Source organism: Nocardioides rubriscoriae, assembly GCF_008087085.1.
Taxonomy (GTDB): Bacteria; Actinomycetota; Actinomycetes; order Propionibacteriales; family Nocardioidaceae; genus Nocardioides; species Nocardioides rubriscoriae.
The window spans coordinates 193,794-205,760 of sequence record NZ_VIYJ01000010.1 but is presented as its reverse complement, the minus strand read 5'-3'; the positions used below and the strand labels follow the sequence as shown (position 1 = coordinate 205,760).

The 11,967-nt window shown below is 73.8% G+C and carries 10 protein-coding genes; 1 reads left to right on the top strand and 9 read right to left on the bottom strand.

Annotation, left to right across the window (positions count from 1 at the left end; translation table 11 throughout):
• Positions 1-157 precede the first annotated feature (157 nt).
• On the top strand, positions 158-751 hold the full coding sequence (locus FZC61_RS18705) for an O-methyltransferase (protein ID WP_148615678.1): 594 nt from the start codon (positions 158-160) through the stop codon (positions 749-751).
• Between the two features lie 146 nt (positions 752-897).
• Here FZC61_RS18705 and FZC61_RS18700 read toward each other — a convergent pair whose 3' ends face one another.
• From FZC61_RS18700 to FZC61_RS18660, 9 genes are all read right to left on the bottom strand, one after another.
• Positions 898-1,638: an FHA domain-containing protein gene (locus tag FZC61_RS18700; RefSeq protein ID WP_246142785.1), complete on the bottom strand. Its 741-nt coding sequence runs from the start codon at positions 1,636-1,638 to the stop codon at positions 898-900.
• Positions 1,635-2,915 carry a vWA domain-containing protein gene (locus FZC61_RS18695; RefSeq protein WP_148615677.1) on the bottom strand — a complete coding sequence of 427 codons (1,281 nt, stop codon included), beginning with the start codon at positions 2,913-2,915 and terminating at the stop codon, positions 1,635-1,637. Before FZC61_RS18695 ends, FZC61_RS18700 begins: the two co-directional genes overlap by 4 nt.
• Positions 2,908-4,041 (bottom strand): PP2C family protein-serine/threonine phosphatase, encoded by a 1,134-nt coding sequence (locus FZC61_RS18690; RefSeq protein ID WP_148615676.1) that lies wholly within the window; start codon positions 4,039-4,041, stop codon positions 2,908-2,910. The genes FZC61_RS18695 and FZC61_RS18690 overlap by 8 nt, the downstream gene beginning before the upstream one ends.
• Before the next feature lie 82 nt (positions 4,042-4,123).
• Complete coding sequence (locus tag FZC61_RS18685) at positions 4,124-6,508, bottom strand: serine/threonine-protein kinase (protein WP_148615675.1); 2,385 nt, start codon at positions 6,506-6,508, stop codon at positions 4,124-4,126.
• Positions 6,505-7,629, bottom strand: coding sequence for a hypothetical protein (locus FZC61_RS18680; protein ID WP_148615674.1), 1,125 nt, complete (start codon positions 7,627-7,629; stop codon positions 6,505-6,507). Before FZC61_RS18680 ends, FZC61_RS18685 begins: the two co-directional genes overlap by 4 nt.
• Positions 7,630-7,636: 7 nt before the next feature.
• Entirely contained in the window at positions 7,637-8,569 is a 933-nt protein-coding gene (locus tag FZC61_RS18675; RefSeq protein WP_148615673.1) for a glutamate ABC transporter substrate-binding protein, read from the bottom strand.
• A complete protein-coding gene (locus tag FZC61_RS18670) occupies positions 8,566-9,855 on the bottom strand; it encodes a hypothetical protein (RefSeq protein WP_148615672.1) in 1,290 nt (429 codons plus the stop codon). The genes FZC61_RS18675 and FZC61_RS18670 overlap by 4 nt, the downstream gene beginning before the upstream one ends.
• Positions 9,852-11,366 (bottom strand): AAA family ATPase, encoded by a 1,515-nt coding sequence (locus FZC61_RS18665; protein WP_148615671.1) that lies wholly within the window; start codon positions 11,364-11,366, stop codon positions 9,852-9,854. The genes FZC61_RS18670 and FZC61_RS18665 overlap by 4 nt, the downstream gene beginning before the upstream one ends.
• Before the next feature lie 67 nt (positions 11,367-11,433).
• Positions 11,434-11,955 (bottom strand): hypothetical protein, encoded by a 522-nt coding sequence (locus FZC61_RS18660; protein WP_211357331.1) that lies wholly within the window; start codon positions 11,953-11,955, stop codon positions 11,434-11,436.
• Positions 11,956-11,967 lie beyond the last annotated feature (12 nt).

Sequence of the window (11,967 nt, the reverse complement as noted above, 5' to 3'; positions counted from 1 at the left end):
TGCGTGGCCCCGTCGCGGCGCTCGATAAGTACGATCACGCTCCGCATGGTGCTTCGAGAGTAGGTCGGACCCCAGCGCGCCACCACCGGATAGCGAGAACTGTTCGCATGGCGAGACGCCTGTCTCGTCAGAGAAGACGCAGGGAAACACTCAACCCATGAGCGCCTCCCCCGACCTCCCCGACGTGGTGGAGCGTGCGTTCGCTGTCTCCCGCCGGGCCGGCTACGTGTCCTTCTGCCGCAACGAGACCGGCCGGCTGCTGGCGATGCTGGCCGCCACCCGTGACGGCACGATGGCCGAGTTCGGCACCGGCTGCGGCGTCGGTACGGCGTGGCTGCGCTCCGGCGTGCGCGGCGAGAAGGCGCGGATCATCACCGCCGAGCTCGACCCGCGCCTGGCCCGCGCGGCCGGCGAGATCTTCGAGCACGACCCGCTGGTCGAGGTCCTCGCCGCCGACTGGTCGACCCTGCTCGACAAGGGCCCGTTCTCGCTGCTCTTCCTCGACGCGGGCCAGGCCGACCGCAGCTGGCCCGGTGACGGCGGCGAGGTCGGCGTCGACGCCGTCGCCGACCTGGTCGAGGACGGCGGCATCGTCGTGATCGACGACTTCACCCCCTGCGACAGCTGGCCGCCGATCACCTACGGCCGGGTCGACACGCTGCGCGAGCAGTGGCTGACCGACGAGCGCTTCACCGCCGTCGAGATGATGGTCGCCTCCGACGCCGCCACCATCATCGCCACCAAGCGATAGGCAGGCCGGCGAGGGACGAGCTGAGCTGCCGTCCGTCGCGCAGGTTGAGCGTCGAAACCACCGCAGGTAGAGGTCGAGTCGACCTGCACCTGCGGGGATCTCGACACGAGCTCGCTAGCGCTCGCCCGGCTCGATCACCGTGGACGTCAGACTTCTCCCGGCTCGGCCTTGCGCAGGACGATGCGGGTCCAGGCACCGACGTAGACGCGCTCGTCGGGGCGCACCTCGACCTTCTGGCCCGGGGGGACCGGGGTCTTGGGCAGCTCGCCGAGCGCGCCGCCGACGTAAGTGCCGTTGGAGGACCCGAGGTCCTCGACGAACCAGCGGGTGCCGTCGGTGGTGAGCTGGGCGTGGCGGCGGCTGATGCCGGTGTCGGTGCCGAGGTCGAGGTCGGGGTGGATGCCCCGGCTGCGCGAGGCGCGCCCGATGAGGATCGAGCTGTGCCGCAGCGGCGTCACCGTGGGCAGCCCCGGGGAGGGCAGCGGGTCGGTGCTCTGCTGGTCGGCGTACCAGTCGGGGTCGATCCAGATCTCGGCCACCCAGCTGGCCGCCGGCGGCGGCGACGGGTTGACCGGCACGGGCGGCGCGGCCGGCTGGACCGGCTCGACCGGCAGGTCGAGCGCGCTCGGCGCCGCGGGGGCCGGGTCGGCGGCGCGGGGCAGGGCGCCGGTGGTGAAGTCGTAGCCGCAGTTCTCGCAGAACAGCGCGTTGGCGGGGTTGGTGGTGCCGCAGCTCGGGCACGTGTCGGAGACCGAGATGGCCTCGGTGGTCGGCAGCGTGCCGGTGTCGTCGGGGCTCGGCGCGGGCGCCGCACCCATGGCGATGCCGCAGGTGTCGCAGTAGTCGGTGGAGGTCGAGTCGTGGCCCGCCGGGCACTTCTGGGTCACTTCTTGATCCTCGTGGTCTTGGTCGAGGCGGTGTCGAGGGCCATCTCGTCGGCCTTGTCGACGGTGCGCTTGAGCTTGACGGTGCCCTCGGCCTCGTTCTCGACGTCGACGACCTTGCGCAGCTTGGAGGTGGCCTCGTCGTTGCCGGTCGCGGCGGCGAGCTGGACCGCGCGGCCCAGCTTGGTCGTCGCGGTGGCTTCGTCGCCGGCGGCCTTGGCGGCCAGGCCCTCCTGGATCATCGCGGCCAGCTCGGTCTGGCCCGTGTAGTGGGCGACCTGCTGGTCGATCTTGGCGGTCAGCTCGGAGTCGCCCGACCAGGTCGCCTTGACCAGCGCCTGCGTCAGGACGTCGTCGCCGATCGCGACCTGGACCCGCGCCGCGAGCTGCTCCTGGCCGATCGCCTTGGCCGCGACGCGCACGGCCACGTGGTAGTCGCGCGACTCGTCGGACCACGCGCCCGTCGGGTAGGAGCCGGTGAGCGGGTTGACCGCCGTACGCCGGGCGGTGAGGTCCTCGACGGTGGGGGCGACCTGGCGCACGAACAGGACCTGTGCGCCCTGCGGCGCCCACACCCGCAGCTGGGCGTCGGCGACGCCGCAGGCCATGGAGGCCTGCATCATCTGCTGGAACGCAGCGACCATCTGGTCGGGCGACGGGATGATGTCGACGGTGCCGAGCAACGCGGTGGAGATGCGGCGCAGCTCCTCGACCTGCCAGTCGGTGCCGGCGCCGCGGCAGTCGCACTGGAAGTAGCCGGTGGCGCGCTGGATCGCGGCGTCGAGCTTGCCCGCGTCCTCGCGGTTCTCGCCGTCGGTGAGCAGGATCGCGTGGCGCTGGGTGAGGCCCTCGATGGAGCCGAACAGCTGGCCGGCCAGGTCGAGCCAGGTGCTCATCGCGGTGCCGCCGCTGCCGGCGAAGCGGTCGATGGCCCGCTGCGCCTCTGCGCGGGTCTCGTCGTTGGCCTGCACCATGCCGGGGCCGGCGGAGACCTGCGGGTAGGCGAGCATCGCCCGGTCGGAGCCGGCGACGACGGCGAACCAGACCCCGTCGACGATCTCGCCGACCGCGGTCATCGCGGCCTGGCGGGCGGCGGCCATGGTCGCCGGGCCCATCGACCCGGAGGTGTCGACGATGATGACCTCGCCGGCCGTGGCGCTGCCGGAGCCGGAGGTGACCGACCCGGCGCCGGTGCAGGTGACGGTGACGATCGCGTTGACGTCGGTGCCGCCGTCGGGCAGGAACTCGTTCTGGTAGACGGTCGCGGTGAACTCAGCCATGGGTGTCTCCCTCGGTCGTGGCCTCGGTGTGTGCGGCTTCCTGCTCGACGCGCGCGAGCGCGACGGTGATGTTGTCCATGCCCCCGCAGCCGTTGGCGAACCCCACCAGGGCCACCGCCAGGGCCATCGGGTCCGTCGTCGCGGCGGCGGCGACCTGCTCGACGAGGCGGGCCGGGTCGGAGGCGTAGTTCCAGAGCCCGTCGGAGCAGACGAGCACCCACCCCGGGCCGGTCAGCACGGTCTCGGTCAGGTGCGGCACCAGGTCGGGGGCGTCGATGCCGAGCCACCGGGTGATCGCATGGCCCTGCGGGCCCTCCTCGGCGGCCTTGCGGTCCATGCCGGCCGCGATCTGGGCCTGGGCGACCGAGTCGTCGACCGACAGCTGGACGCCGGGCTGGCCGTCGGGCAGCCAGTAGGCGCGCGAGTCGCCGATGTTGGCGACGTGGAGACGTCGTCCGGCCGGGGAGTCCTCGAGCACCGCCACGACGTACGTCGCCGACGGCGGCTTGGTCGACCCCGCGGGCGTGAGCGCCACGATCGCGGCCTGCGCGGCCTGCACCGACTCCCCGAAGACCCTTGCGACGGCCGCGTTGCGGCTCTCGTCGGTGCCCATCCCGGCCGGCAGCGGCGTCAGCAGCACGTCGCGGGCCGCCTTGGACCCGGCCAGCGAGGCCAGGTGGGAGTCGTCGGTGTTGGAGACGCCGTCGAGCACGACGAGCACGGCCCGGCCGCCGCCCTGCCCGCCGCCCTGCCCGGTGGCGTGCAACGCCATCGCGTCCTCGTTGCGCGTGTGGCGGATGCCGCGGTCGCAGACCCCGGCCACCCACGGCACCGGCTGCTCGCGGAAGTGGTCGCGCTCGCTGGGCTGCTTGGTGCCGCACGACTCGCAGTAGCCGTCGGGGCCCACCACCGCACCGCACTGCAGGCACGGCCGGGGTCCGCCCCCGACCGCGGCGGCCCGGGTGCCCGGAGCGCGGGTCGCCGCGGTCATCTCGAACGGCGACGCCTCCTGCGAGACGTCGACCGGCGCCGGGGCCGCCGCGGGAGCAGCGGCGACCGGCTTGCCGCAGGCCTCGCAGAACGCGGCGCCGTCGGCGAGCGGCTCAGCACAGTGGGGGCAGTTCACGGGTTCTCGTCTCGGTTGCGGTGGGGTGGTCTCGTGACGGTTGCTGGCGCAACCTCCTCGACCCACGTGTGGCCCGGTCGTCTCACGTGAGGCTCCAGGCGCGGGCGGCGTTGGCGCGGTTGACCAGCTCGATGCGCTCGGTCAGGTCGGAGGCGTCGCGGGCGAGCAGCCGGTAGGCGCGCTCGATGCCGGCGCGCAGGCCGGCCTCGGTGGCCTCGACGGTGGAGCCGATGGTCGTGCCGGGCCCGGGCTGCGCACCGGCGGCGGTGACGACCGCGAGCGCGTGCTCCAGGATCCGCACGGTGTAGCGGCCCTGGGTGGCGGGGTCCATCGACGCCGACTCGATCGAGCGCATCGCCTGGTCGAGCACCTCCAGGTCGCCGCCGCCTGCACCCCGCGCCGAGCCCAGCAGCACCTCGGCGCGCAGCTGGCGGCTCTCGGGGTAGCCGCGGCTCGACTTGGGCACCAGGTCGAGCGCGGCGACGGCGCCGACCGCGTCGCCGCGCTCGGCGCGCACGCGGGCCACGCCGAACGCCGCCGGGGCGACGTACGCCGCGTCGGTGGCGGCGCACGTCAGGTAGAGCCCCTCGGCGACCGCGGGCAGGCCGCCCTTCTCGCAGGCCACGGCGAGCGCCAGCTTGGGGGCAAGCTCTCCGGGGACCTGCTGGTAGACGGCGTTGAACGACGCCTTGGCGGTGTCCCAGTCGCGCTGGAGCATCGCGGCCAGGCCGTCGACCCACAGCGCCCGCCACTCCCACGGGTCGGCGGCCAGCATCTCGGCAGCCACCTCGTGGGCCTGCGCGGGGTCGCCGAGCTCGAGCGCGGCGCGCGCCCGTGCGAGGCGCACCTCGGGGGACTGCTCGGGCGCCTCGTGGGTCAGGGCCGCCAGCCGCTCGGCCGGGTCGGTGGCGCCGATGCCGGCCAGCCACCCGTGCTGGGGGTCGGTGGTGTCGGCGCGCAGTCCCGGCAGCTGCGACCACTCGAGCACCCCGCGCGAGGTGGTCGGGGTCTCGAACAGCACCGAGGCCGCCGAGGTCAGCGTCGTGCCCGACGTACGCCGCGCGACGGTCTCGCGCAGCACGCCGAGCAGCTGGGTGCGCAGCTCGTCGGCCGACGCGAAGCGGTCGGCCGGGTCGGGGGCGCAGCACTTGGCGATCAGCCAGTACAGCGAGTCGTTGTCGTGGAACAGCGGCGTCGACTCCGGCGGCGGCAGGGTGTGAAGGTAGGTGCCCTGGTAGCCGCGGAACTCCATGCACAGCACGACCAGGGTGCGCCCGATCGTGTAGAGGTCGGAGGCCACGCTCGGACCGACCTGGGCGACCTCGGGGGCCTGGTAGCCGACCGTGCCGTAGATCGCCGACTCCTGGTCGTCGATGCGGCGCACACCGCCGAGGTCGATGAGCTTGAGGGCGTCGCCGACCTGGATCATGTTGTCGGGCTTGAAGTCGCAGTAGACCAGTCCGAGGTCGTGGAGGTACTGGAAGGCCGGGAGGATCTCGAGCACGAACGCGAGCGCCTGGTCGACCGGCAGCGGGTCGTAGACGCCCCCGTTGGCCCGCATCCGCTCCTTGAGCATCTGCTTGAGCGAGGTGCCGCCGACGTACTCCATGACGATGTAGCCGGCGCCCTCGTGGGTCACGAAGTTGTAGATCTCGACGATCAGCGGGTGCTCGACCTGGGCCAGGAACTGCTGCTCGGCGATCGCGGCGGCCAGCGCGTCGGGGTCGCCGGAGTTGAGCAGGCCCTTGAGGACGACCCAGCGGTTGGAGACGTTGCGGTCGCGGGCCAGGTAGATCCAGCCGAGGCCGCCGTGGGCGAGCGCGCCGACGACCTCGTACTGCCCGCCGACCAGGTCGCCGGGCTGCAGCTTGGGGGTGAACGAGAACTCCTGGCCGCACTGCGGGCAGAACCCCTCGGTACGACCGGGTCGCCCGTCGCGGCTGCGACCGATGGCGTTGCCGCACTTGGAGCAGGTGCGCTTGTCCTCGGGCACCTGCGGGTCGGGGCGGATCGCGGTGCTGGGGTCGATCTGCGGGGCGGGCGGCACCGACGTCAGGCCGGCGCCGATGCGCGCGGCGCGCAGCCGCTGCGAGCCGCTGCGCTGGCGCGTCGTGGTCCGCGAGTCGCCGCCGACGCGGGCCGAGCCGAAGCGCGCGGACCCCACCCGGGCCGACGAGGTGGCCGTCGAGCCGGTCGAGATCGCGGTCGACACGGCGTCGCCGGCCACGGGGCCGGGGCTCGAGGCCGGCGCGGACGCCACGACCCCGGCCATGCCGCAGGTATCGCAGTAGCCGTCGGCGAGGTGGCCGGTGCACCCGGGCTGGGTGCATGCGCTGCCGTCGGCGGCGGCGACGGGGGCTGCGGCCAGTGGGCTCCCCGGGGACGAGGTCGGCGCGGGCGCCATGCCGCACACGTCGCAGTAGCCGTCGGTGATGGTGCCGGTGCAGCCCGGCTGGGTGCAGGTCATGCGGGGCCTCCGGGCCTGTCGGTGGCGGCCTGGGTGTCGACCCAGGTCTGGTAGGTCGTGACGAGCTGGCGGGCGAGGGCCATCGGGGCCGGCCTGCGGTCGAGCACGTCGCGGGCCTGGCGCTCGGCGGCCGCGACGTCGGGCTGGTCGGCGACGCCGGTGGCGCGGGCCTTGGCGACGTAGCCGTCGAGCAGCGCCCGCAGGTCGGTGTGCTCGGTCAGCGCGGCGGCGTACGCGGTGCGCACGACGTCGAAGGCCTGGGTGACGCGGCCGAGCCGGTCGCGGTAGGCGATGAGGGCCTCGAGGGTGTTGGGCACGGGGCCGAGCGCGTCGACGTCGGGCACGGCGTAGCGCGGCGCGGGCTGCACGGTGGCGACGCAGTCGGCGACCAGGGTCGTGAGCTCGGCCTCACGAGCCTCGAGGGCGGCGCGCTCGCGGCGCACGGCCTCGAGCAGGCCGCGCGCGTCGCGCCGCTTCTGGTTGCCGACGATGAGGTCGCGCTCGAAGATCGCCGCGTCCTGCTCGATCACGGGCAGCACGCCGCCGACGTCGGCGCCGCGGCCCGCGCGCTCGGCGGCCTCGTCGACCCGGGCCATCAGCGCGGCGAGCCGGTCGACGGCGGTGTCGCGGCCCACGGCGGGCTCGAGGCCGACCTGGTCGCGGATGCGCTCGAGCTGGGCGCGCAGGTCCTTGATGCGACCGGCGGCCGCGTCGGCGCCGGGGGTCAGTGAGAGCCGGGTGCGCAGCTGGCTGGCCAGGGCGTCGGAGAGGCGGCACGCCTCGGGCACCGAGACCCCGACCCCGTCGAGCCGGGCCCACACGAGCGCGGTGACCTGCTGGCGCTCGGCCTCGAGCACCCGGCCGCCGTCCCAGGTCGCCCACATCTCGGCGTAGCGGTCGGAGACGGCCTTCCACAGCGACAGGGCCAGCGCCATGTCGGAGCCGACCTCGGCCCCGCGGCCCGCGGCGAGCGCCGAGGCGTCGAGGTCGTCGAGCTCGGTACGCCGGCCGCGCACCCAGGCCTCGAGGCCGCCCAGGTAGGCCTGGAGCGCGGCCGGATCGGGGGCGCTGCCGAGCGGGCCGGGTGGGGCCGGGGCGGTGGAGGGGGCATCGACCATCATCGAGCGGTCATCGGCCGTAGAGCGGCGCGGGCTGCTGGCCCTTGCCGAGGAAGGGGCGCAGGGTCGCGTCGTAGTACTGCTGCCAGCGGCCGTCGCGGCGCATGTCCTCGAGCACCCCGTTGATGAGCCGCACCAGGGAGACGTTGTCCTTGTTGACGCCGATGCCGTAGGGCTCGCGGGTCAGCGGGGCGGTGTCGAGCACGACGGCGTAGGGGTCCTGGGCGGCCAGGCCGGCGAGCACGGTGTCGTCGGTGCTGACGCCGTCGGCCTCGCCGTTCTGGAACTTGATCATGCACGCGGAGTTGTCGCCAGCCTCGACGGGGATCGCGTCGGGGGCAATCTTCTGGATGTTGTCGATGCTCGTGGTGCCCGTGGGGGCGCAGATGCGCTTGCCGGCGAGGTCCTCGATCGAGGTGATGCCGGAGCCCTTGCCGACGAGGACCTTCTGGCCGGCGTCGAAGTAGACCTGCGAGAACGCGATCAGCTGCCAGCGGGCGCAGTTGACCGTCATGTTGCGCGCGACGACGTCGATCGTCCCGTTCTGCAGGAACTTGATGCGGTCGGCGGCGGTGATCACCTTGAACTCGACGTGGCCCTCGGCGGTGCCGAAGATCTCGGCGGCGATCGCGTTGGCCATGTCGATGTCGAAGCCCTCGAGGTCGCCGGTGTCGGGGTTGCGGGCACCGAGCAGCAGGGTGTCGGCCGCGACCCCGGCGACGAGCCGCCCGCGCTCGCGGATGCGCTGCACGTCGGCGCCGTCGCGGCTGCCCTCGGCGGGGTCGTAGGAGCGCACCTCGGTGCCGTCGTTGGTGCACGGCTTGGTGGTGACCGGGGCGGCCGGTGCCGGCGTCTGGCTCGGCGGCGGGACGACGGTGGCGTCGTAGCCCCCGCAGCCGGCGAGGACCAGCACGGCGGCCGTGGCCGCGAGCAGGCGCTTCATGCGTACTCCTTGCGTCGCTGGTCGATGCCCCGGGACGCTGCAGCCGCGGCGACGAGGGCCGCGAGCAGGGTGAGCACGGCGAGGGCGACCGACAGGCCACCGCCCTGGCGGAACCCGTCGGCGGCGTCGGTGCCGGCGGCCTCGACGACCGCGCGGGCGTTGCCGTCGACGGCGTCGAGCGCGGCGGTCGCCGACCCCTCACCCCGGGCGGTCGCGAGCTCGACGGCGCCGGCCCAGTCGCCCTGGTCGTCGCGGTCACGGATCTGCTGGTGGAGGTCGAGGTAGTCGGCCCACAGCGCGGCGGTCCGCACACTCGCGTTGTCGGTGACGATCTCGGACTGGTCGGCGAAGTCCGGCTCCCAGACGGTGGCACCCGCTCCGCGGTTGACCAGGCCGAGGCTCTCGTAGGCCTTCGCGTTGTTGGCGGCCGTGCGGGCGGTGGCCTCGTCGACGGCGGTGCGGTAGGCGCCGTCGCGGGTCGCGTCGTCGTCGTCGTTCTTGAGCACCGCGTGGCCCGCGCTCACCAGCGTCACGAGCGCGACGACGACCGCCGCGACCACCAGCCCGACGTTGAAGCGGCGCTTGAAGCGACGCGCCACCTGCCGGTTGACCCAGAACAGGACCACCAGGGCCAGGACGCCGAGCGCGAGCAGCCAGAACGGGTGCTGGGCGTGCATCTCGTCCTCGGCGCGGGTCGTGTTGGCGTCGACGAGCGCCTTGACGATCGGCTGGGCCTGCTCACGCAGGGTGGTGCCCGCGTCGTTGAGGTAGGCGATGCCGATCGGCAGCTGCTGCCGGTTGTAGTCACGGGCCTGCGAGACGGCGTTGGTGTAGGTCGACACGGTCGCGTTGAGGTCGGCGAGCACCGCACGGTCGGCGGGCTGGGCCTCGGCGGCGTCGGTGATCAACCGCAGGACGTCGTCGATCGCGGCGTCGTACTCGGCGCGGGCGTCGGCCGGCTCGAGCCCGTCGGAGAGGTAGGAGTTGGTCGCGATCGCGTCGGCTCGCAGCAGCAACGACTGGACCTGCTGGACCCGCACGACCTGCTCGGTGTTGTCGGCGGCCCGGCCGGCGGCCTGCCACGACAGCACCTGGAGGATCGCGGCGACGACGCCGAACACCAGGCAGGCCGCCACCGCGAGGGCCTGCCACCGGTTGAGGAGCCGCGGGACGTCCTCGGAGAAGGGACTCGCGGCCGGGGTGGCGCCCGGGCGGGCCGCGGCCGCCGGAGCGGGTACGGCGGGCGCGGGGGCGGCCTGCGCCGGCGCGGGCGCGGTCTGGCTCACGGGGTCTCCTCGGGGGTGGGCTGCGGGTCGCCCGACGGGGCCTGCCCGATATCGACGGTCTCAACCCTCGCACCGTCGGACTCGGCGGCGGGGTCCGCGGCAGGGTCGGTGCTCTCCTCCTCGAGCTCGACGTCGTCGAGCTCCAGGGTGCGCAGCTGCGCGAGCGTGGGCGCCTCGACCTCGCGCAGGCGCCAGGCCTGGCGGCCGATCGCAGCCTCGAGCAGGTTGCGGACCCAGCGCGCGTTGCCGAAGGTCGGGCCCCGCTCGACGCCGCCGAGGATGTCGCGCAGCCGGTCGAGCACCGGTTCGCTCACGTCGTACTCGGCGGCGGCGGCCATCACCTCGAAGATGTCGACCAGCTCGGCGTCGGTGTAGTCGACGAAGTCGATGTGGGTGCGGAAGCGGCTCTCGAGCCCGGGGTTCTGGGCGATGAAGACCTGCATCGGCAGGGGGTAGCCGGCCACGATGACCACGAGGTCGCCGCGGTGGTCCTCCATCTCCTTGACCAGGGTGTCGATCGCCTCGGTGCCGTACTGGTCGCCGGCCAGCGAGTAGGCCTCGTCGATGAAGAGCACGCCACCGAGCGCGGACGCGACCACCTCGGCGGTCTTGGCCGCGGTCTGGCCGAGGTAGCCCGCGACCAGCTCGGAGCGGTCGACCTCGACGAGCTGGCCCTTGCTGAGCAGCCCCAGCGCGGCGTAGATGCCCGAGACCAGCCGCGCGACGGTCGTCTTGCCGGTGCCGGGGTTGCCGTTGAAGACCATGTGGCGGGTGATGTCGGGGTTCTTCAGACCGGCCTGGGCCCGCAGCCCCTCGACCCGCAGCACCGCCGCCTGCCGGTGGATCTCGGCCTTGACGTCGGCCAGGCCGACCAGGTCGTCGAGCTCGGCGAGCAGCTCCTCGAGGGTCTTCTTGGGTTTTTCGGGCTCGGGGGCCGGCGCGGGCTCGGCCGTCTCAGCAGGCGGGGGCGCGACAGCGACCGGATCGACGGTGGTCGACGAGGTGGCGCCCGCGCCCGTGTCGAGACCGCTCAGCCCGGCGATCTTGGCCTGCACCACCGACAGCTGCTGCAGGAGCGACCCCGTGACCTCGTCACCGAGCGTCGGCGCGGACGGCCGGTGGACGGCCGGCTCGGCCAGCTGGGCCGCCGCGGCCGTGGCCGCGTTGCCGGTGGCGCGAGGGTCGGGTGTGCCCAGCGAGGCGCCGGCGAGCGCGACGTCGCCCAGCGCGGCGGCGTACGACGGGGCGGCCGGTGAGCCGCCGGAGGCCAGCAGGCTCATCGTGGCCGTCTGCGCGGCCCGGTAGCGGCGCCCGCGCGATGCGGCGTCGAAGAACGGCTCGGCCGCGCTGGCGCGTCCGGTCTCGGCGCACCAGTCGACGAAGGCGCCCTTGTTGGGCTCGGCGACCGTGGCGGCCAGGGCCTCGCCCTCGCGGCGCGCCGTCGCCGGGTCGACCCCGGCGTCGGTGGCGACCTTCTCCAGCGCCTCGAGCGCGGCGGCGAGGGTCGTCATTGAGCCTCCTGCGAAGTGGTCTCGAGACGGTTCCTAGCGGAACCTCCTCGACCGGCGTGTGGGGATGTCATGGGGTGCCCAGCTGGAGGTCGGGACCACCGTCGGAGGCGTGGCCGAACTTGGCGTCGAGGAACATGCCGTGCGCGATCAGCGCCTGCGCGTCGGCGTTGTTGGCGGCGTCGAGGATCTTGTCCATGGTCGCGGCCAGCAGCTCGAGCTGCTCGACGAGCACCATCAGCGAGGTCTTGTAGCCGTCGATGGGCCGGGTGTCGGCCCACTCGCGCGGCAGCCGCAGGTAGGCACCGACCGCCTCGGGGAGGTACGTCGTCGCGGTGGCCACCACGGAGTAGCCCTCCATCGACCCGAGCCCGAGGTTGCGGATGCGCGGCAGGGTGTCGTTGATGGTGCGGGCGATCCGCACGACCCGCGCGGTGACGACCGGGGGCGCGTTGCCCTCGGCGAGCATCGCGCCCACCCGGTTGAGCGAGGCCAGCACGTCCTGCTCGGTGGGTGGCTGCGGTGACGGCGTGACGGCATCGCCGGCGTCGCTGCCGGCCCGCCTGCTCGCCCACCAGTCCCTCAGTCCCACGTGTGGTCGGTC